The 18,714-nt window shown below is 52.3% G+C and carries 24 protein-coding genes and 1 tRNA gene; 10 read left to right on the top strand and 15 right to left on the bottom strand.

Annotated features, from left to right (window positions below; all coding sequences use genetic code 11):
* Window positions 1-3: 3 nt before the first annotated feature.
* Both PED39_03320 and PED39_03315 read right to left on the bottom strand, forming a co-directional pair.
* Window positions 4-489: a CBS domain-containing protein gene (locus tag PED39_03320; GenBank protein ID WII08246.1), complete on the bottom strand. Its 486-nt coding sequence runs from the start codon at window positions 487-489 to the stop codon at window positions 4-6.
* A 70-nt stretch (window positions 490-559) separates the two neighbouring features.
* Window positions 560-967 (bottom strand): DUF2188 domain-containing protein, encoded by a 408-nt coding sequence (locus tag PED39_03315; protein WII08245.1) that lies wholly within the window; start codon window positions 965-967, stop codon window positions 560-562.
* 56 nt (window positions 968-1,023) lie between these two features.
* On the opposite strand from PED39_03315, the gene PED39_03310 reads away from it, so the two are divergent.
* Complete coding sequence (locus PED39_03310) at window positions 1,024-1,941, top strand: EamA family transporter (GenBank protein ID WII08244.1); 918 nt, start codon at window positions 1,024-1,026, stop codon at window positions 1,939-1,941.
* A gap of 82 nt (window positions 1,942-2,023) precedes the next feature.
* A tRNA-Lys gene (locus tag PED39_03305) sits at window positions 2,024-2,100 on the top strand.
* A gap of 525 nt (window positions 2,101-2,625) precedes the next feature.
* On the opposite strand, the gene PED39_03300 is transcribed toward PED39_03305, so the two are convergent.
* Genes PED39_03300 through PED39_03290 form a run of 3 tightly spaced genes read right to left on the bottom strand, consistent with a single transcriptional unit; the run spans window position 2,626 to window position 4,815 of the window.
* Window positions 2,626-3,576, bottom strand: a complete 951-nt coding sequence (locus tag PED39_03300; GenBank protein ID WII08243.1) for a zinc-binding dehydrogenase — start codon at window positions 3,574-3,576, stop codon at window positions 2,626-2,628.
* Window positions 3,563-4,603, bottom strand: a complete 1,041-nt coding sequence (gene acgM, locus PED39_03295; protein WII08242.1) for a radical SAM/SPASM domain protein, ACGX system — start codon at window positions 4,601-4,603, stop codon at window positions 3,563-3,565. The genes PED39_03300 and acgM overlap by 14 nt, the downstream gene beginning before the upstream one ends.
* A 41-nt stretch (window positions 4,604-4,644) precedes the next feature.
* Window positions 4,645-4,815: a hypothetical protein gene (locus tag PED39_03290; protein WII08241.1), complete on the bottom strand. Its 171-nt coding sequence runs from the start codon at window positions 4,813-4,815 to the stop codon at window positions 4,645-4,647.
* A gap of 109 nt (window positions 4,816-4,924) precedes the next feature.
* On the opposite strand from PED39_03290, the gene PED39_03285 reads away from it, so the two are divergent.
* Window positions 4,925-5,527 (top strand): TetR/AcrR family transcriptional regulator, encoded by a 603-nt coding sequence (locus PED39_03285; protein ID WII08240.1) that lies wholly within the window; start codon window positions 4,925-4,927, stop codon window positions 5,525-5,527.
* Between the two features lie 342 nt (window positions 5,528-5,869).
* Here PED39_03285 and PED39_03280 read toward each other — a convergent pair whose 3' ends face one another.
* From PED39_03280 to PED39_03250, 7 genes are all read right to left on the bottom strand, one after another.
* On the bottom strand, window positions 5,870-6,748 hold the full coding sequence (locus tag PED39_03280) for a hypothetical protein (protein ID WII08239.1): 879 nt from the start codon (window positions 6,746-6,748) through the stop codon (window positions 5,870-5,872).
* Window positions 6,749-6,780: 32 nt separating this feature from the next.
* On the bottom strand, window positions 6,781-7,947 hold the full coding sequence (locus tag PED39_03275) for a hypothetical protein (protein WII08238.1): 1,167 nt from the start codon (window positions 7,945-7,947) through the stop codon (window positions 6,781-6,783).
* A 250-nt stretch (window positions 7,948-8,197) separates the two neighbouring features.
* On the bottom strand, window positions 8,198-9,154 hold the full coding sequence (locus tag PED39_03270; protein WII08237.1) for a rubredoxin: 957 nt from the start codon (window positions 9,152-9,154) through the stop codon (window positions 8,198-8,200).
* Window positions 9,155-9,163: 9 nt separating this feature from the next.
* Window positions 9,164-9,346 carry a transcriptional regulator gene (locus tag PED39_03265; GenBank protein WII08236.1) on the bottom strand — a complete coding sequence of 61 codons (183 nt, stop codon included), beginning with the start codon at window positions 9,344-9,346 and terminating at the stop codon, window positions 9,164-9,166.
* A gap of 9 nt (window positions 9,347-9,355) precedes the next feature.
* Window positions 9,356-9,814 (bottom strand): ferritin-like domain-containing protein, encoded by a 459-nt coding sequence (locus PED39_03260; GenBank protein ID WII08235.1) that lies wholly within the window; start codon window positions 9,812-9,814, stop codon window positions 9,356-9,358.
* Window positions 9,815-9,913: 99 nt separating this feature from the next.
* Window positions 9,914-10,189: a hypothetical protein gene (locus tag PED39_03255; GenBank protein ID WII08234.1), complete on the bottom strand. Its 276-nt coding sequence runs from the start codon at window positions 10,187-10,189 to the stop codon at window positions 9,914-9,916.
* 18 nt (window positions 10,190-10,207) lie between these two features.
* Entirely contained in the window at window positions 10,208-10,468 is a 261-nt protein-coding gene (locus PED39_03250) for a TetR family transcriptional regulator (protein WII08233.1), read from the bottom strand.
* Between the two features lie 135 nt (window positions 10,469-10,603).
* Between PED39_03250 and PED39_03245 the strand changes: the two genes are divergently transcribed.
* A complete protein-coding gene (locus tag PED39_03245) occupies window positions 10,604-11,011 on the top strand; it encodes a hypothetical protein (protein WII08232.1) in 408 nt (135 codons plus the stop codon).
* A gap of 77 nt (window positions 11,012-11,088) precedes the next feature.
* Here the strand turns inward: PED39_03245 and PED39_03240 are convergent, their stop codons facing one another.
* Window positions 11,089-12,021: a hypothetical protein gene (locus PED39_03240; protein WII08231.1), complete on the bottom strand. Its 933-nt coding sequence runs from the start codon at window positions 12,019-12,021 to the stop codon at window positions 11,089-11,091.
* Window positions 12,022-12,153: 132 nt separating this feature from the next.
* Here PED39_03240 and PED39_03235 point away from each other — a divergent pair, with 132 nt between their 5' ends.
* From PED39_03235 to PED39_03215, 5 genes are read left to right on the top strand one after another with little or no spacing between them, the layout of a single operon-like run.
* On the top strand, window positions 12,154-13,569 hold the full coding sequence (locus PED39_03235; GenBank protein ID WII08230.1) for a hypothetical protein: 1,416 nt from the start codon (window positions 12,154-12,156) through the stop codon (window positions 13,567-13,569).
* Window positions 13,570-13,622: 53 nt separating this feature from the next.
* Window positions 13,623-14,435 (top strand): 5'-methylthioadenosine/adenosylhomocysteine nucleosidase, encoded by an 813-nt coding sequence (locus PED39_03230; protein WII08229.1) that lies wholly within the window; start codon window positions 13,623-13,625, stop codon window positions 14,433-14,435.
* A gap of 53 nt (window positions 14,436-14,488) precedes the next feature.
* A complete protein-coding gene (locus PED39_03225) occupies window positions 14,489-15,601 on the top strand; it encodes an aldo/keto reductase (GenBank protein WII08228.1) in 1,113 nt (370 codons plus the stop codon).
* A 4-nt stretch (window positions 15,602-15,605) separates the two neighbouring features.
* Entirely contained in the window at window positions 15,606-15,983 is a 378-nt protein-coding gene (locus PED39_03220) for a hypothetical protein (GenBank protein ID WII08227.1), read from the top strand.
* Between the two features lies 1 nt (window position 15,984).
* The gene (locus tag PED39_03215; protein ID WII08226.1) at window positions 15,985-16,512 is read left to right on the top strand and encodes a GNAT family N-acetyltransferase; all 528 of its coding nucleotides are present in this window, start codon (window positions 15,985-15,987) and stop codon (window positions 16,510-16,512) included.
* On the opposite strand, the gene PED39_03210 is transcribed toward PED39_03215, so the two are convergent.
* Complete coding sequence (locus tag PED39_03210; GenBank protein ID WII08225.1) at window positions 16,509-17,432, bottom strand: hypothetical protein; 924 nt, start codon at window positions 17,430-17,432, stop codon at window positions 16,509-16,511. The two genes, PED39_03215 and PED39_03210, sit on opposite strands and share 4 nt — an antisense overlap.
* A gap of 42 nt (window positions 17,433-17,474) precedes the next feature.
* Here PED39_03210 and PED39_03205 point away from each other — a divergent pair, with 42 nt between their 5' ends.
* Window positions 17,475-18,011 carry a hypothetical protein gene (locus PED39_03205; GenBank protein WII08224.1) on the top strand — a complete coding sequence of 179 codons (537 nt, stop codon included), beginning with the start codon at window positions 17,475-17,477 and terminating at the stop codon, window positions 18,009-18,011.
* A 3-nt stretch (window positions 18,012-18,014) separates the two neighbouring features.
* Here PED39_03205 and PED39_03200 read toward each other — a convergent pair whose 3' ends face one another.
* Complete coding sequence (locus PED39_03200) at window positions 18,015-18,644, bottom strand: flavodoxin family protein (GenBank protein WII08223.1); 630 nt, start codon at window positions 18,642-18,644, stop codon at window positions 18,015-18,017.
* Between the last annotated feature and the right edge of the window lie 70 nt (window positions 18,645-18,714).

The raw sequence follows: 18,714 nt of genomic DNA, 5'->3' as shown, positions 1-18,714 counted from the left end.
GGATCAGGCCTTTCTCTTGTAGAGCGAGAAGATGATGTCGCCTCTGGAGATGATTCCCACCAGGATGCCCTTCTCAACGACGGGGATGCGGTTGATTCCCATCTTGAGCATGACGCTGAGCACCTCGATGATGGCTGCGTCGGGAGAGGTCGTCATGACCGAGCGGACCATGATCTGGGACATCTCGATGTTGGAGATCTCCTCGGAAGCCTGCTTGAGGTTGTCGTCCGGCTGAAGGACCGAGTCCATCGAATAGTCCAGAAGACGGTCGGACAGGTTGTGCTTCTCAAGCTTGGTCTGATAATTCATGATGACATGCAGGATATCGTTCTCGCTGACGAATCCCAAAAGGTGGTTCTTGTTGTCCACGATGGGAGCTCCCGATACATTGTCCAACGCCAGCCTCTTGGCGGCCATCTTGATCGTGTCCTCGGGATGGAGCGTAAGGACCTCCGTCGTCATCAAATCCCTAACCTTGAGCTTTGTCATCGATATCCTAATCCTACGAGGATGATATAAACGTTCTTAGCAAAGGTCTGAAGGGGGCCTGCTGGCCCCTTCAGTGTTTCTTCTGGATTTTGCCGTCCTTCTTCTGCCTTACGACATTGGTCCCCTGGTTCTCGGCCACCTGCTTGGCGTACTTCTCCGCCTCCGCCTTGGTGTCGAACCTCTTCAGGGCCCTCTTGGCCTTGGCCTTCTTGACCTGCCATCCGCCGTCGGGATGAGGTGAGACGAAATAGGCTCCGTAGCCCTTCTCGCTGGTCTCATCGGCAGACTCTTCATTAACTGTTTCCGTTTTGGGCTTCTCCTCTGCCTTGGGTTCCTCGGCTTTGGGTTCCTCGGCGGGTGCCGGGTTTATGATAACCGGTGCTTCGACGGGTCTCTTCTCGGCCTTGGGCTCCTCAGGCTTGGGTTCCGCGGCCTTGGGCTTATCGGTCTTCTTCTTGCGTTTGAACCAATCGAACATGCATGAGGTATCGCGAATCGAAGAGAAAAAGAGTTCGGTATATAAACTAGGAGAAGATGCCGAAGGACATGAAGGACATCGTCAGCGCATCCAATGCCAAGGCCATGATGATATTGGCGATGTCTATTTTCGGTACCATCGGAGTGATCACGCACTTCATAGACCTGCCTGCCAGCGTCATCGTCCTCGGACGCGGCGTGTTCGGTTCGATCGCCCTTCTGATCATCGTCTATCTGACAGGGTCCCGTCTGTCCAAGGAGGACATCTTCGGGAACGCGTTCACGCTCATCTGCTCGGGAATATGCCTGGGATTGAACTGGCTGTTCCTCTTCGAGGCTTACAAGTCCATAGAGATATCCGTCGCGACGGTGTGCAACTACCTCACCCCGGCCTTGGTCATACTGGTGACCCCGATCTTCCTGAAACAGAGGCTCACCCTGGCGAAACTCGGATGCGCCCTGCTGGCGCTGTTCGGCCTTGTGCTGGTCTCCGGGATCCTGGAGAACGGTACCCTCGGAACCGATTCGTACGGAATCATTTGCGGAGTGCTCGCAGCGGTGTTCTACACGGCGATGGTGATCCTGAACAAGAAGCTGAAGAGCATAGGGTCCTACGACAGGACCTTCATCCAGCTCCTCACGGCGGCGATCATCATCCTGATATACTGCACAGTGACCGTGGACTTCGGGTCCCTGAACTTCGATGCGATGTCCGTCGGCCTTGTGATCCTCCTCGGAGTGCTGCAGACGGCGATAGCCTTCACACTATACTTCGGATCGCTGGCCTACCTGGATGCCCCGAGCGCCGTAGTACTCGGATACATCGAACCCATCCTGGGAGTCCTGCTGAGCGTCGTGATCCTCGGAGAGAATCTCGGATTGATAGGGTGGATCGGTGCCGCGGTGATCCTCGGATCCACATTGATACCGGAACTGCTGGAGATCAGGAAGCGGAAGAGGGCTCAGGAATCCTGAACCCGATTCATCATCGACAGAATGCGTGCCGGCAGACAGACACCTTTATTTATGAGAAGTCTCTAACGTGGATTCACTCAGTGGGCCTGTAGCTCAGCTAGGTGGAGCACTCGACTCTTAATCGAGGTGCCAAGGGTTCGAATCCCTTCAGGCCCGCCACTTGTCTACCCAGATCTACTCGGAAAATTCTATTGATTCAGAGATTTCTATACCCTCGCGCTCTATGTCGAGTGATATCGCACCCGAACCTATGGTAAGGTTCGAGTGCAAAAGGCTCACTCTGCAGCCTCCTTCTCATCCCAATACTTCTGCATATCACGGGACGCCACATGCAGATCCTTGTCCTCGTACTCGCCCTGAGTGGTCGCGACGAAAGCATGCCCCATGACGACATGACCTTGGACGAGGTCTTCGACAGCGCTGACAGGTATATGGAGGAGAATCCGATAAGTCCAGAAACTCAGGCGCACCTGAACGCATACAAGAAACCTCATTCCGCCGATTCAGAACGATGCATACTGTCATATCAACGGCTGAACAACGGGTCGAAAGTTTTTCTTGACATCGTATGGTCGAATCGCGGTAGAAAGGTGCATACTCTGACCCTCATTAACGGCCTCCGATAATGACTTCAGAAAGCACTGGAAGATGATTATCCGACATCAGCTATACGACAAGCTTCGATCATTTCACGACGACGACGATCTTTCCGTTCGTTCTGCCCTCGTCCAATGTTTTGCAGGCATCACGGATATCCTCAAAATCAAAACGCGCCGCGTATGTCGGGTGAAGATCGTAATCACGAATGAACCGGAAGATACTATCCACCATATCCTGGGCGGGATAGTTGCTGAAATACCCGGTGAGATAAACCCCGTTGGGGATATCTTTGATGGGATCAAAACCGTTCATTTCGAAAACACCACCGAGAATTCCCGTATCGCAGACAATGCCCCCCTTCTTCACCGTACGTAATGAGTCCAGAATACTCTTGGGGCCCACAAGGTCCAAGACCTTGTCAACCATCAGGCCTTTACCAGACAGATCTCCGTCATCTAGGACCGCTTCGTCGATTCCTTTCAGAAGCCCGAGTTTGCTTTCACGATGGGTCGTCCCTATGATCTTGCACCCCAATGCTTTCGCAATATCGATTGCTGCGTATCCTAAAGCGCAGGTCGCTCCGCGGATCAGTAAGGTCTCTCCTTTCTTCAGCTGCAGACAATCGAACAAAGATCCCCATGCGGTAAGATATGTTTCGGGGATAGAAGCTAATTCGTCCCACGGAAGGTCCGTCTCCACTTTGAAGATGTGGTGTATCGGGAGCAATGCATACTCTGCATAGCTGCCATCGAAGTTGCGTCCCATTCCGCCCATCATCGCGATGACCTTGTCCCCTTTCTTCAGAGCGGTATCAGAAGGATCCTCTACCTCGCCTACGCACTCGATACCAGGGATCACAGGTCTGGAAATGTAATCGGCTTCGATCTCCCCCAATCTCAGGATCTTCTCGGAATGGTTCATCCCGAAAGCCTTGACCTTGACCAGAACCCATCCCGAACGTACAGAAGGTATCGGAACTTCCGTCAGCGACACATCGTCAGCCGGGGTTATCCTGTCTATCTTAACTGCCCTCATCGATCCGAATCACCTTCCAGCATTGGGGATCGGCCGCATACATGTTCCCATGATATCCCTTGGCAACGGCCGGACAGCCTCTGCAGAAACGGAGTAACTCGCACTTGGAGCATTTCTCAAAATTCTCATACACTCTGTATACATCCATTTTGGGTCCAGTGAACAGATCATATAGGTCATCTGTCAATGCGTTACCAACCTTGCTCTCCATCCTCCTGCATGCATATACGGCACCATCGGACAGGATGGTGAGGTGGGAATTGCCGCAGTTGCATCCGTCATAGACATATTCGTCATCAGGGAACTCTTTGGGATCGAAATCCCCGATTTCATACCTGTACAAGGTCCAGAGGTGATCCTTCAGATTGAAATATGTATCCGAATCCTTGTACTGCTCGAACTTCTTCCAGCACTTATCCATCATATCCCGGTATTCCAAGGGATCGCAAGTTGTATCCCTATCCATCAACGAAGGACAGTAGCGGGCAAAGGCAAAGATGTCGGCCTTGTTCTTTACAACCTCATCGATGAGTTCAGGGATCTCTTTCACATTCCATTTGGAGACCGTGGTCATGATGGCGACATCTATCCCCGCTCTCTTCAGAAGCGGTATTGCATCCATCGTGGAATCATATGAGCCGGGCTGTCTGATTTCATCATGTGTCTCTTTCAAACCATCGAGGGAGAGCTGATACTTGCAACAACCGCAATCTTTCAGTCTCCTGCATACATCCTCGGTCAGATGGAACGGGTTGCCCAATATCGCAAAGCGAATCTCTTCGGACCTCAGAATTTCCGCCAATGACCAGAAATCGGGGTGGAGTATCGGATCTCCGCCGGTTATATACAGGTAGGGAAGGCGGTTGGCCTTCCTGCAGAACTCTTTGATATTATCCAGCACCGTCCTCATATCCTTCAGAGACATCTCCCTGAATTCAGCATGGCTGCCTAGAGCGTAGATATAGCAATGTTTGCAACGCTGATCACAGGCTTCGGTGATGTGCAATTGGAAAGCGAAATAATCCATGATATCGGAAAGTGGCCCCCATATTCAGAGGGCCGTTTAATTCATTTCTTGTCCCCTGAACCGCATGCGCTGCCACAGGCGGAAGATCTCTTCTTGTCGCCCGAGCCACAAGCACTTCCGCACGCAGAGGATCTCTTCTTGTCCCCTGAACCGCATGCACTGCCGCAAGCCGATGAAGGGGAATCCGTTCCAAATAGATTCTTAAGTGCCATTTTTATGACCTCGGAATTCAATTTTTTGTTTAATATTTAATATAATATCATTCAGTTTAAATAAAATACTACGAAATCAATCATTATGTAAGAAATTGGAGAATAACAAATGGGAATCTACGAAGCGGCAAGGAACAGAACAATGGTGAGCATTCAGGAATCGTTCTGGGAGCTCTACACCTCGGAGGAGAAAAAGAGAGTGACCGTAGAAGACGTCTGCAGAAATGCAGGCATCACACGCTCCACATTCTACTATTACTACAATTACATCGATGAGGTTCTGGACTCCATAAAACAAAAACAGATGGATCTAATCCGCGACCTATTCGAGACCAGTAACAATGAGAATCGTGATTTCCAATCGTTCATACCGCGCTTCCAGGAGCTGTTCATTGAGAATGAAAGATATCTGATTCCATTGGTCATGGAATATAAGGATCCAGAGTTCTCTTTGAGATATCGTTCCTATATCGAGAATATGCTGTTCAATGACCTTCAGATAGATATGGATGAGCCCAGTACGCAGACCACAGAGACCCTGTCCGTTATTATATCAGGCCTTGTACATATGTTCTTGAACTGTCTAGCCAGCAACATCATAACTCTGGAGGATGCAAACAATATGTCTAACGGCATGATAAACACAGGCCTCAGATGGGTATTGAAAGAAAAATATGGTGTGGATATCGGATTCAAAAGGATGGCGAATTGAACAATTCTCTCGCAACTGATTGGTGATAATTGGGATCAGAGATAGACGACTTTCTTTTCATTTTATCTTTCATTTCGTTGTCAGAGGCCATAGTCAGGTTTTAACTCAGGTTATCTCTATCAAGTCGTGGTCCGAATCCCGCTTCGCTTCGCTCGCGTGATTCGTCCCGGGTCGGGCCGGCGCCTCGGCAGGGCCTACGGCGCCCGACCCTCCATTTTACATATTCATCAGAACCACCCTTACGGCTGGCCCGCGCCCCCGCTCACGGCCCGAGGGCCGTCGAGCAGGGTGCGCTGGGCGCGGCTACCGATTAAGATGATACTAACCGTGTGCGAACGGGAATCAAAAGATGCCCCTGATCCTTCCGAGTACCCCTTTCTTAGGATAGGAGTAGTGGATGTCGGGCACATGGTTCCCCAGAGATTGTTCATGGTACTCCGGATCGTCGGATGACTCCCTCTCCCTGAACAGACGCTGACAGATGCGATAATCGAATTCTATACCGATATGTTTCTGGACTATCTGTTTGAGCCTGTGCATATCATCTGGACCTATGAATCTGAAAAGAGGATCCTTGGAAGGGAACATAGGTGTTCTTGTTGTCAGCTGATTCCTGTAGACCAGATCCTTGAGGTATCTCTCGATTATAGGCAATCTCCTGAAATCCAGCTTGATGTTATGCAATATGTTGTCAGCGCCTATGAATTCCAGATTGTAATCCATGATGCTCTGGCTGGCCAGACCATGGACCAGAACAGATCTGCGGATACGGTCGGGGGTCGTACCGAGGACTATGACTAGTATCACGAAAGAGAAGGCTCTGAGCAGGTCGTTGGGAAGCTTGTCGGGTCCAGAGATGATCCTGAGGATCCTGTCCAATGCCGCTTTCGATGAATCCTTGGAACGATCCGACTCCTCCGTGAGGATTATCTCCGCTGCATCGTTGTCGTGGAAGGCTAGATAACCGTCGAGATACTGGAGGTCCCTCCTGACAGTGCTGGCCGACACTCCATCGGATCTGCGTCTTTCGATGAATGCCCTGACACCGTCCACGGATATCCTGGAAGGGTTGTCCGAGGGGATCTTGTGCTCCGTCTTCAGCTGATGGAACACCCTCCCGATATTGCCGAGGCGACGTCTGGCGGAATCCTTGGATGCTTCCGTCGCATTCAATGATCCGACGTAATCGTCGATGCCGTCCGAGAACGGATACCCGCTCATGCGACCTCCTGTCGTGCGGGGGCACCGTTCTGCTACCTGATGGTGCACCTAAGCTTGATGATCGCCCTCTGTTCTTCGACGGCCTTGATGAAATCGTATTCGTAGCCCGTCAGGGTCCTGATGCGCTTCCATTGGCTGGGTTCGTCGGGCTTCTCCTCCGGGAGCATGCCGATACGGTCCTTGAAACCCTTGCCGAACGACACATCCCTGGTCCTGAAGCATTTGTTACCGAGATGCGTGAAGAGTATGGTGCGCATGTCCTTGTCCTTCACGGAATTGATGTCCGGTATATCCCTGATAGAATGGGAACCGTCCTGCGTGAGGCACTTGACCAGATACTTGAACGGATACGTTATCGCATCCCTTCCTGATCTGGACCCTTCCTCGGAGGCTATTCCCTCGAAATCGATGAAACCGTGCTTCCACACAGGGTTCATCTGGATGGCCTTGCGATAATCCGTCTTGCTGAGCTTCCTCATAAGGGGCCCTTTGCCGATCCTGTCCAGTATCCTCTGGTCGCAGATCCTCCAGGAGACCTTCCCGTCCCTCCCCACATGACGCTGCACCATGACGGGTTCATCGAGGATGAAGATCAGATGCGGTGCCGGATAGCCTGATGACTGCGCCTCTTTCGAGGTCAGCGTACCATGCTTGCCGAAAATCTTGCTGATGTTGGCGTTCAATTTGTTTATGACGTTGTATGTGTAGTCGAGGCCTTCGATGGGGGTGGAACGTAGAGCCGCCCAGGCCTCCTCGCAGGTGAACAGGGATCTATCGAAGTTGACCGTACATAGCAGTAGCCTCGTCATCCTCCTGTTGCGGAATCCCTTGACAGGGTAATCGAAGACCTTGCCCTCTATGGCATTCTTCAGGGCATCCCTCTTCTTGGTCTTCCTCGTCGCATAAACCACATTGCCCCTCTTGGCGGATTTGGCGTATATGAACTCGCCTGTCTCGAGATTAAGAAATTTGTTATAGTCCTCACTCTCAATCCAATCAAGAAGTATCGCCTGAAGGAGAGGATCGTCCAATGACATTTCCCCTTTGAGCAGCTTGATTATAAATTCATCAGTGTCGAAGGGCCAACAGCCGGACTCCTTCGCACGGCGCTTGATGACAGGGATGTTCCTGAGGACATCAGAAAGGGTGATCTTCGGACGTCCCTCTAAGGGTTCGAGTGATTTTGGAATCGATGTCAAATAAGTTTTCGCCAGGGACTCGAAACGTCCTATTCAAGCCAAAATCGGGCTTGATAGACTTTTTCAAGAAGGTATCTGGAACGGGCAGGTTTCATATCCCTTCAGGCCCGCCACTTCTTCATCCAGATTTTCTCGAGAAAATCTATTACATCGATGAAATCTCTCATTCGATAAGAAAATGAAGTTGAAGTTTACCTTTTTCTGATAAAAATCCGAAGGGGAAAGGCCACCCGAGCGGCCCGAGTCCCCCTCATGCTTTGTTGAATTTCGTTTTAACGGCCTTGCATCTCGGACAGCGCCAATCATCTGGAAGATCCTCGAACGGCGTTCCGGGAGGGATGTCCCTGCTGGGGTCGCCGACCGCGGGATCGTACACATAACCGCATACGGTGCAGATGTACTTCCCGGTGGCCGTCTTGATCACGATTTCCCCAACGGGTATGGTCTCGGGCGGGTTGGCCAGATCGATCACGTAGTGGTTCTCCAGATTCTCAGGGCCGAGAGGGGTGTGGGTGGACAGGTAGATGGTCTTATTGTTGCTAATGAACTCCACCACGTTGTCCAAGGTCCTCCTTGAGGCCTCCAGATCCTCGAACACCACCGACAGCTTGTTGGCGTAGAGGGCCTCGTCGGTGTAAGTTATGTCGCCATGGATCATGTAGTACTCGTCACCGTCCTCGACGATGACGATGCTGTTGCCTTTGGTATGGCCCTTGGCCTCCACGAAGTAGACCCCGTCTGTGATCTTCTTGCATGCGGGGAAGTTATGGTACGGGCCGTCATCGTAGTCCACACGGATGATGTTGTCCCCCTGGAGGCCCAGCGCATCGGCGTCCTCAGGGGCGATATACACCTTTGCGTTGGGGAAGCTCCTGATCTCACCGGAGTGATCGTCATGCTTGTGTGTGATAAGTATGCGCGTGACCTGCTCCGGCTCATATCCGATATCCTTCAGTGCGGATACGTAATCCTTGATGCGCGAACCCATGTAGATTATGGTGTTCTCATCAGGGACCGCGTCCGGTGTCTCCAGGGGCATTCCGGTATCGACGAGTATGACCTCGTCTCCCGTATCGATCAGATAGTTCTGAAGTGACGACCTGTACCTGACGGAGGCATCGAATGCCTCCATCCCGTCCTCTCCGCCCATGGCGAAGGGCTGTGTCATGAAGCCCTTCTCATATAGCTTCACTGCCTTGACGAACATCGATATCCTTCACTTCTTGGCAGGTTCCCATTTGCACCTGACCGGTGAAACGATGGTCCCGTCCTTCTTCATCTCTGCGAAGGCCTTGTCGACCGCCTTCCTGTCGAGGCCGGTCAGTTCGGCGACCTTTCCTGCGTTGAGGGGTTCGCCTGCCTTCTTCATGGCTTCGAGTATTATCTCGCGATCTCCCATGATCCCACCTCAGATCTGCTGGAGGATCCAGTTCTGAACCCCGATGCATTCTATCAGCTCGAGCTGCTGCTCTCCCCAATACATGTCCTCTTCCTCATCCTTGTAGTAGTCTTTGAGGATGTCGAAGGTCGTGTAATCGTCCTTGGCCTCGTCCAGCATCTTCTTTAGAAGGTTGAGTCCGTCGATGGATACTTTCAGATCGTACTTCACCCACTCGACGGGATCCTTAGTCATAGGTGCCGCGGGCTTCGCTTCCAGCTTGACATCTCCTCCGAGGTCGAGGATGCGGTCCACAAGCTGGATGACATAGCCCCTCTCCTCCTCCGCATGCTCTGCGTACTTTGCTTCCAGTTTCGCAAGGCCCATGGATGCGAATATCCTCGACTGGATGGCGTGTCCATCTGCCTGCTGGGAAAGATGGGTCACAATGAACTGCATATCAGATATCAACTTCTCTTTATCGGACATTGAAAAAAACTCCTTGATTTGCACAAAAGTCATTTGGAGCTTATTTAAAGAATATCGTAATCAGGCCCATTTATTATACATATTCTATATTTTGTAAAGTTAATTGTAAAGGAACAATCTCAGGACGTATGGGAGCCCGTACTCGCAGATATCCGCGACATGATCAGGATCGAAATCGTCACGCTTCAGCATATAATGCACATATTCGAACGTCCCGTAACAGTAGAACCTGACCAGTTCGTCTGTGTCCGGGGGCAGGGTCTGGTCCTTGGAAGTGTTCTTCCGTATCTCTGAAAGTGTCAACTCTACATTGACCTCCTTCATGCGCTCTACTATGCTTTTTTTCCCGTCCGTGTAGTCGAGAAGATTGATCATGACCTTCCGGTTCTCGGCCTACATCCTCAAACCGTCATGAACGGCATCGCGCCACACATATCCTTCCTTACCGGTCTTGTCCAATACGCTGCTCCATAGCCTCGTATAATACCAAACGATCAGATCGTACTTGTTCCTGAAATGGTTGTAGAATGTGGGGGCCGTCAGACCGCAATTGCTCACGATGTCCAGAACGGTGATGTCGTTCACCGGTTTGGTTTCGGCCAGATTGCAGAGGGAATCGGCCAGGATCTCTTTGGTGTTCCCGATTTTCGGCATGGAAGACTCTACCAACAAAATAGTTAAGATGAATTATAATTTTACAATTTTGCTCAATGGTAAAAATAACGGATTCCACAGCGCTTATGCTTAAAAAGAGATTAATCCACTTCGTTCTGTTGTTACGGTGGGCGAATGATCAAGGTATTCGAAGGCGGGAATCATCCTGATTGGGTGGATGGTCTGTTAGATGATTTTTCGAAAGCCGACAATCATACGGATATGAGATTCAACAGCAAAGGGTCTGCATCTGTGCTGGCGGTGAAGGATGGGGCTCCTGTGGGGATCGTGATGTTCGACAAGGACCCATCGTTCAGGATCAACATGATCCATACATTTCCTGATAATGAGGACACCATCGAGCCCATGCTGAAATCGATAGTGGCAATGGCCATCTTTCAGGGAAAGGATTCCGTGACGATCCATTCCATCGATAGAAACGGAACGCTGACAGAATTGTTCCGCAATATGGGATTCAAGATCGCTGATGGCTGCCCCTGTTGCCATAGAGAAGGAACGATCCATATGAAGTTCAGTTTATGAGTACATAAATTCTATTTCACAAACAAAAATGGGTTTTGGAAACTTTATGGCCCCCGCAGGGGCCGTTGAAAAGAATTTCAGGCCTCGATCAAAGTCGATGCTTTGAGGTCGGTGGTGATGATGGGCGATCCTTCACTCTCCTCCTCCAGCTTATAGATGATGCCTTTGTCGTCGTAGTACATCGTGATGGTTGACTTCACACCAGACTCATACGTGCATTCGACGTCCTGAACGGTGACCTCTTTGGTGCCGAATGCGGTCTCGATCTCCGCTGTATGCTTCTCTCCGTATACTGGTTTGAAACCAGAATCCCTGAGGTTCTTCTCATAAGCGAAGTGGGAAACCAGTGCGATAAAGGCGGCCTGCGTCATGGTGGTGCCGTCGGTCATGGTAAGAGTGTCTCCGTCAATGGACTCGATCGTGTAAACACTCTCGATGTCCGCCTCTACGTAGTACGTAGAGGTGATCTTGCATGAATCCTCGGTTATCTCGGAAACGGTGTATGTACGGTCTGTTGCTCCGATGATATCATCGATATGATACTTGATGAACGAACCGTCGGCCACTGTCTGCTCCTCGATCGTCTTCGTAAGGTCGAAGTTTGTGTCAAGGAGCTGCTGAATTATAGGAGTGTCCTCATCCAACATCTCCCACAGGTATACGATGCCGGACACGGGCTCCACCCATGCCTTGTACTGGAAACCGTTCACCACAGCCTCGTAAAGGTCACATGCGATCAACGTTCCTTTGTATTCCACGGTGTCTGTTCCGGTGATCTCGCCTTCGGAGGCCGGGTTTGCGTATAGGTAAGAATCCAGTATGTCTGTGATATCTGCTTCGTGGGTCTTCGTGACCTCACCAGAATAGTAGATTTCCACTGTCGTGCTGTCTCCAACTTTCAAATCTGTACGAACGTCGTCAGGGTTCTCTGCAGAGTATGCGAAGTAGGCTCCCATCCCTACAAGAATCAACACCACAACGACTATCAGCGCTATGTATGATGATTTCATATTGGAGGATACTTGTTCCTACTTTAAATCAAATACCTGAACAGCTGGTAAGCTGTCCGTTCTGCTAGATTGTCCTATTATGTCGTCCCGACATCAACACGATTTTAAGCGACTCAGAGATGACACTCTCCGATGTTGGTTCTGATCCTCGGAATAGCCGCCCTTCTTTCGGGTTACCTCTTCTACAGCAGGCTGGCCGAGAAAGCGATCCTCCCTTACAAGGAACCGCCTCCGGCGATATCCATGAGGGACGGGATCGACTATGTCCCGATGAAGAGGCACAAGAACCTCCTCATACAATTCCTGAACATCGCCGGTACTGGACCCATATTCGGTGCCCTGATGGGAGCCAAATGGGGGCCCATCGTCTTCCTTTGGATCATCTTCGGAACGATCTTCGGAGGCGCGGTTCACGACTACATGACCGGCATGATGTCGATGCGCAACGGAGGCGCATCCGTCACCGGGCTCATCAAGAGGTACCTGGGAGAGAGGACCAGATACCCGATACTCATCCTCATCGTGTTCCTCATGGTGATGGTCTCCGCAACGTTCGCAAGGAGCGCCAGCGACCTGCTGGTCCACATCACCGGGGTCCCCATGTTCATATGGATGGCCGTCATCCTGATCTACTTCATGGCCTCCACTGTCCTCCCCATAGACAAGCTCATCGGGAAGATCTACCCCCTGTTCGGAACGCTCCTGCTCGTCATGGCCGCGGCCATCATCATCGGTCTGGCGGTGCAGGGATACACCTTCCCCGGGATCACCCTGGAGAACCTCCATCCCACCGGTGCCGAGTACTACCCGGACATGTTTATCACCGTGGCCTGCGGAGCGATATCCGGATTCCATGCCACCCAATCGCCCATGATCGCCAGGTGCACCACGAGAGAGAAGGACGGACGCATGATCTTCTACGGAGCGATGTGCGTCGAGTCGGTTGTAGCGTTGATATGGGCCACCGCCGGACTCACGTTCTACGGCGATACCGGCGGACTGACCGATGCTCTCGCAGCTGGAGGATCCGCAGGAGTAGTCTACGAGATCTCCATGAGCGTAGCTGGACCGATCGGGGGCATACTGGCGATCATCGGAGTGATCATATGCCCCATAACATCGGGCGACACCGCGATGAGATCCGCAAGACTGATGATTCAGGACGACAGGCAGATCCATTCCGACAATGTGAAGGCCACCCTCAGCCTGACGATTATCCTCTCGTTCTTCATCGTGGGCCTATGCCTTCTGGACTTCAGCATACTTTGGCAGTACTTCTCATGGTTGAATCAGACCCTAGCCTGCATAGTCCTGTGGACCGCCACCGTGTTCCTGCTGAGGACCAACGCCAACAGAATGTATTCACTGATAACCGCGTTGCCGGCCATCTTCATGACGATGACGGTTACATCGTTCATCATGCACTCGGGACAGGGATTTAGCCTGGATTACACCGTATCGCTGATGATCGCGGCCTTCGTCACCGTCGCCGCGACTGTGCTGTACGTCAGGGAATACGCTTCGAAGAAGACGGAAAATCAGGAATGATCCGAAGATAAAACTAAAGACATGATTTAACATGCTAAACAGGTGAAAGGACCATGCAGACCAAGGAACTCCTCGCAATAATCGCCGTGACAGTCATCGCTGTGCTGGCCTGTGCCTTCGTATACGAGAACAGCAACGGCGGGAACGAACCCGATAGGATCGGGATCATCGGAGCCATGGAAGAAGAAGTGGCCGCTCTTAAAGATGCCATGGACATCGATTACACCGAAGAGATCGCCAGCATGGACTTCTGCGTGGGCAGGCTCTACGGTCAGGACATCGTCGTCGTGCAATGCGGTATGGGGAAGGTCAATGCGGGGATCTGTGCCCAGACGCTAATCTCAAAATTCAACGTCAAACACGTCATCAACACAGGCGTGTCTGGATCCTTGGACAGCAGGCTGAACATCGGCGATTTTGTCGTCTCAGTCGATGCCGTGCAGCATGATTTCGACGTCGAACCCATCGGATTCGTGAAAGGGGAAATCCCCTACACCGGGCTGTATACCTTCAAGGCGGACGATGCACTGAGGGAGAAAGCCGTATGGGCCATATCGCAACACGTCGGCGCCACAGTCATGGAGGGCAGGATCTGCACCGGCGACCAGTTCATCAGCACACCCGAGCAGAAGGCCGCTTTGAACGCTGAATGGGGCGGGCTCTGCTGCGAGATGGAAGGCGGTGCTGTAGCACAGGTATGTTATCTCTGCAACGTCCCCTTCGTCATTATCAGAGCTGTATCCGACACTACAAACGGGGACAGTCCGGAGGAATACGAGGAGTTCAGGATGTTGATCGCCCATCAGTGCGCCTTGACGGTGGCGTACATGATCGAGCACTTCGACGAAGACGCTCAACACCTGTGAATCCCCCGCGATAACCTAATATCCGCACCGCGGTAACAGCCATTGGTGCAGAGATGATCGACGAGAAGATAGGCAAGCTTGGATTCGGACTCATGCGCCTCCCCCGCAAGGGCGAGGAGATCGATATCGAACAGGTAAAGGAGATGGTCGACCTCTACATGGAGGCCGGTTTCAACTACTTCGACACAGCGTGGGCGTATCCTGGCAGCGAGGAGGCCACGAGGAAGGCCCTGGTGGAGAGGTATCCCCGCGACAGCTACTACCTTGCGACGAAGAACGCCGCCTGGAGGGTGAAGACCAAGGAGGAAGCGCTTGCACAGTTCGAGACATCCCTCGAACGCCTGGGCACCGACTACATCGACTTCTATCTCTTGCATAACCTCGGCAACGCCAGGATCAAGCCCTTCGACGACTTCGACATGTGGAATTTCGTCATCGACCTGAAGAAACAGGGGAAGGTGAAGCACATAGGATTCTCGTTCCATTCCACGGCAGATGCGCTGGAGCCCCTGCTCGAGGCACATCCGGAGATGGAGTTCGTGCAGCTCCAGATCAACTATGCTGACTGGGAGAGCGACTCCGTCCAATCAAGGAAGAACCTTGAGCTTGCCAGGAAGTACGGCAAGCCGGTCATCGTCATGGAGCCTGTCAAAGGAGGTCTGCTGGCCAAGCCCCCGAAGAAAGTCGAGGACATCCTGAAGACCGCAGAGCCCGACAGGAGCTGCGCATCATGGGCGGTCAGATTCTGCGCTGACAGGGAAGGTGTGCTCACGGTCCTGTCTGGGATGTCGGATGTCGACCAGATGAAGGACAATCTCTCTTACATGAAGGGATTCGAAGGACTCACCGACGGACAGAGGAAGACCATAGAGGATGCCTCGGCCGCCCTGAAATCATATCCGATAATCCAGTGCACGTCATGCAACTACTGCGCAAAGGTCTGCCCTGCGAACATAGGCATCTCGGGGACGTTCGAGGCCTCCAACCAGGTCATACAATACGGTCTGACGGAATTCTCCAAGGGACAGCTCCAATGGCTTGTCCAGGGTCAGGGCAGCAAGCCTGCCCAGGACTGCCTGAAATGCGGTAAGTGCGAGGAGGTCTGCCCCCAGAACATAAAGATACCCGACGAGCTTGAGAGATGTATCAAGCTCTTCGAGGAGTGATAGCATGCCCAACAGCAAATCCATGGATTGCGTTTACATCGGTCCCAAGATGGAAGACCGCGAGGAGGACATGCTGAGGAATGCCATGGAAGGACTCACCAACGTCTTCGTATCGTCCGGATCCGACCTCGATTCCTACTTCAAGGAGAACAGCGGAAGACCGTTCGTCCTGGTGGGATCGGACGGCTCTGCCGCCGAATACGCGGAATCGAACCTCAAAGGATGCAACCTCCTGGTCGCAGTCCGCTCATTCGATCCCTCGGACACCGAGGGTCTAACCGAGGACGTAAGGGAGCGCATCGCGGAGTTCATAGGCACCAGGACCTACTGCCTCAGGGAGAGGGTGGACTGGGGATCCGAGTTCTCCGATTTTGCCGATTGACATGCAGCTGTCGTTGAGACGTGTAGAGCCCGATTCCGAGGACTATACGTTCGCTGTAGACCTCTATTACTCGTCGTTCCCTGAGCCGGAACGGGATAAGATAGAGTCCATCATGAAGGTGTCCGGAACCGACCTGGGAGAGTTCAGCGTCATTCTGGATGGTGACGACAGGGTAGGCATCCTCTACAGGATATTCCGCCACAATCTCGTATACATCTACTACCTAGCCATCGTACCGGGACTCAGGAACCGGGGATATGGCACGGCCGTCCTCTCCATGATCAAGGAGATGCATCCAGGCAGCAGGTTCGCCCTCAACACGGAGGCTCTCGATCCAAGGGCAGACAATAACGATCAGCGGCTCTCCAGGATCAGATTCTATGAGAGGAACGGGTTCAATGATTCCGGCGACAGGGTCAAATGGGAAGGCGTCACCTACGCCCTCATGTCATGCGGCGGGAACGTCAGCAAGGCCGAGCTGGAATGGATGTTCATCCTTCTGTCGATAAAAGGAAAACGCGAGGATTAAGACCTCATCATACGTCTGGCCAATCCCTTGAGGCTGTCGTCTGTGTCCTCGACGACCTCGACACGGATGGCCTTCTCCCTCTTGACGATTATACGCATGAGCTTCTCCTCGTAATCCCACTGGTTCTTGATGTGGATATTAAGGGTATGGACGGCCCAGAACATGCTGAACAGGGACAGCAGCCCCAGGGTGAAGATGGTGATGACCATGTACGGGACCATCTTGATCTCCTTGATGTTGTCGACCATGACCCCCAGATCCGGAAGCAGATCCGACATCAGCGATTGATACTCCTCCGTGAACCTGACCTGGACCTCGTCGTAGATGTTGATGAAGTAGATCAGGAAACCGGTGGTATAGGATAGCTGGACGATCATCACGAATATCAGCGCGTTGATGACCGCTACAGCCGTGTGGGGCTGAAGGTCCCTCATGCTGATGAAGAGGGCCTGGAATACACAACACAGACCGACGAACACGAACCATACCCCATATACCTTGTAGATGCGGTCCGCCCTTCCGATCTTCATCTCTTCCTTGATGCTCTTCAGTTTGGAGGCATCGCGGCCGTTCTCCTCCGCATATCCTATGAGCGCATCCATCCACATATGGTCGCGCTTGCAGTGGTCGTAGAAGGCCTTCATCAGGAAGAACAGTATGAACGTTCCGATGGTGTACTCCATCATGTGGGCTCCGACGAAATCGTCCATGTGGTCGAGGATGAAGTTGGGCAACTCTATGACCTCGGTAGGATCGGCGAAATACGTATTGAAGATCCAAAGTGCATCCAAGGTCAGCAGCACTGCCATCACAGGGACGACGAGCATTATCAGAATGAGCGCTCCGACACGTACGATGGCGTCATTCTCGGAACGCTTGAGAACGCAGGTGAGGAACTTGTCTGCGCTAGGACTGCCCATGCCCCGCTAACTGTATTTACTAATAAACTGTTTGCCCCCCAAATGTCAGAGTACGTTAAACCGACCAGGAGCCGGGCGCGCAAGAAGATGCCCAGGGTGTTAATAGTGGGAGAGCTCATGCTAACCCTGGTCCTTTTCCGTTACCTGATCAACTTCACTTCGATAGTGTCCCCTGTCGAGAGCACGGTGTGGAGGATGATCATCAACTTCGTGTCCATCCTGTTCATGCTGGGCATGTCCGTTCTGGTGGTCAGGGCGATCCTCGGAGTGCCCTCGGCAAGACCTCAGTCATGGAGATCGGTCGTCCGCTCATCTATCCTTCTTTTCATATCGAATTGGCTGCTGAGCGTGCTGGACCTTCAGGGTATAATCTATTCAGGCTTCATAATGAGCCCGGAACTCGTGGCGGTCCCCATCATCATCGCGGAGATCATCATGTTCCTCCCATCTGTGAGGAAGTTCTACACCCCTCCGTTCACGGACACGCCGCCGCTGAAATCGTGGCTGCTGTACCTGATCAACATCCCTATGATCAATGCGGAATCCTACAGGCTCGTGTGCAGCGAATCCGAGGAGTGAACCTCATTCCTTGGGCATTACGAAATGGGTAGCTATCCTGGGCTCCAGCTCAGGGAACGATAGTCCTTTCTCCTTGCCTGCATCGATGCATTTCAGGATCCATGCCATGTTCCTTCCCAGAGCCCTCATGGTCTGAAGCCCCTCGCCGTCCTTGGAGACGTCCTCCGGTGCCAAACCATGGGTCATGTTCCAATACTGGGATCCGGGAACGATCATCCCGCTGATGAGATAGTACTGGTTGAGCCTCTCGAATGATGCTGAGTTGCCTCCCCTGCGGGCGTTGACGACGGATGCTGCAGCCTTGCCTCCCAGCTTCGATGAGTAGGAATAGAAGAAACGGTCCATCCATGCGGTGATCTGCGCCGCAGGCCCGGAATAGAAGACCGGTGCGCCGAAAACGAAGCCGTCGAATTCATCGATCCTCGCTCCGATGGCGTTTACATCATCCTCGATGACGCAACGTCCTTTGGACCTGCAGTATCCGCAGCTTCTGCATCCGGGAATGTCCCCCTTGCCGATCCAATGGATCTCGGTGGAGATGCCGTTCTGTTCCAGCGTATCCGCGACTTCCTTCAGTGATGTGTATGTGCAACCCTTCTCGTGAGGGCTTCCGTTGATCAACAGGACCTTCATGTTCCCACCGTATCTATCGAGGGTTTCAGCGTATATAATCGAGTCTTCGCTACCCAAGTTTTTTTCATAT

The sequence above is a fragment of the Methanomassiliicoccales archaeon LGM-RCC1 genome (assembly GCA_030168575.1).
Lineage (GTDB): Archaea > Thermoplasmatota > Thermoplasmata > Methanomassiliicoccales > Methanomethylophilaceae > Methanoprimaticola.
This window is presented reverse-complemented; position numbering and strand designations above follow the sequence as displayed.

What these genes read in the sequence shown, in the direction of transcription:
- PED39_03265 (WII08236.1), bottom strand. Translation starts at nt 9,346, where the DNA reads ATGGGAGATCGCGAGATAATACTCGAAGCCATGAAGAAGGCAGGCGAA.
- PED39_03220 (WII08227.1), top strand. Translation starts at nt 15,606, where the DNA reads ATGCCCAACAGCAAATCCATGGATTGCGTTTACATCGGTCCCAAGATG.
- PED39_03215 (WII08226.1), top strand. Translation starts at nt 15,985, where the DNA reads ATGCAGCTGTCGTTGAGACGTGTAGAGCCCGATTCCGAGGACTATACG.
- PED39_03230 (WII08229.1), top strand. Translation starts at nt 13,623, where the DNA reads ATGCAGACCAAGGAACTCCTCGCAATAATCGCCGTGACAGTCATCGCT.
- PED39_03205 (WII08224.1), top strand. Translation starts at nt 17,475, where the DNA reads ATGTCAGAGTACGTTAAACCGACCAGGAGCCGGGCGCGCAAGAAGATG.
- acgM (WII08242.1), bottom strand. Translation starts at nt 4,603, where the DNA reads ATGGATTATTTCGCTTTCCAATTGCACATCACCGAAGCCTGTGATCAG.
- PED39_03280 (WII08239.1), bottom strand. Translation starts at nt 6,748, where the DNA reads ATGAGCGGGTATCCGTTCTCGGACGGCATCGACGATTACGTCGGATCA.
- PED39_03225 (WII08228.1), top strand. Translation starts at nt 14,489, where the DNA reads ATGATCGACGAGAAGATAGGCAAGCTTGGATTCGGACTCATGCGCCTC.
- PED39_03270 (WII08237.1), bottom strand. Translation starts at nt 9,154, where the DNA reads ATGTTCGTCAAGGCAGTGAAGCTATATGAGAAGGGCTTCATGACACAG.
- PED39_03210 (WII08225.1), bottom strand. Translation starts at nt 17,432, where the DNA reads ATGGGCAGTCCTAGCGCAGACAAGTTCCTCACCTGCGTTCTCAAGCGT.
- PED39_03300 (WII08243.1), bottom strand. Translation starts at nt 3,576, where the DNA reads ATGAGGGCAGTTAAGATAGACAGGATAACCCCGGCTGACGATGTGTCG.
- PED39_03310 (WII08244.1), top strand. Translation starts at nt 1,024, where the DNA reads ATGCCGAAGGACATGAAGGACATCGTCAGCGCATCCAATGCCAAGGCC.
- PED39_03260 (WII08235.1), bottom strand. Translation starts at nt 9,814, where the DNA reads ATGTCCGATAAAGAGAAGTTGATATCTGATATGCAGTTCATTGTGACC.
- PED39_03250 (WII08233.1), bottom strand. Translation starts at nt 10,468, where the DNA reads ATGCCGAAAATCGGGAACACCAAAGAGATCCTGGCCGATTCCCTCTGC.
- PED39_03315 (WII08245.1), bottom strand. Translation starts at nt 967, where the DNA reads ATGTTCGATTGGTTCAAACGCAAGAAGAAGACCGATAAGCCCAAGGCC.
- PED39_03320 (WII08246.1), bottom strand. Translation starts at nt 489, where the DNA reads ATGACAAAGCTCAAGGTTAGGGATTTGATGACGACGGAGGTCCTTACG.
- PED39_03290 (WII08241.1), bottom strand. Translation starts at nt 4,815, where the DNA reads ATGGCACTTAAGAATCTATTTGGAACGGATTCCCCTTCATCGGCTTGC.
- PED39_03255 (WII08234.1), bottom strand. Translation starts at nt 10,189, where the DNA reads ATGATCAATCTTCTCGACTACACGGACGGGAAAAAAAGCATAGTAGAG.
- PED39_03240 (WII08231.1), bottom strand. Translation starts at nt 12,021, where the DNA reads ATGAAATCATCATACATAGCGCTGATAGTCGTTGTGGTGTTGATTCTT.
- PED39_03235 (WII08230.1), top strand. Translation starts at nt 12,154, where the DNA reads ATGTTGGTTCTGATCCTCGGAATAGCCGCCCTTCTTTCGGGTTACCTC.
- PED39_03245 (WII08232.1), top strand. Translation starts at nt 10,604, where the DNA reads ATGATCAAGGTATTCGAAGGCGGGAATCATCCTGATTGGGTGGATGGT.
- PED39_03200 (WII08223.1), bottom strand. Translation starts at nt 18,644, where the DNA reads ATGAAGGTCCTGTTGATCAACGGAAGCCCTCACGAGAAGGGTTGCACA.
- PED39_03285 (WII08240.1), top strand. Translation starts at nt 4,925, where the DNA reads ATGGGAATCTACGAAGCGGCAAGGAACAGAACAATGGTGAGCATTCAG.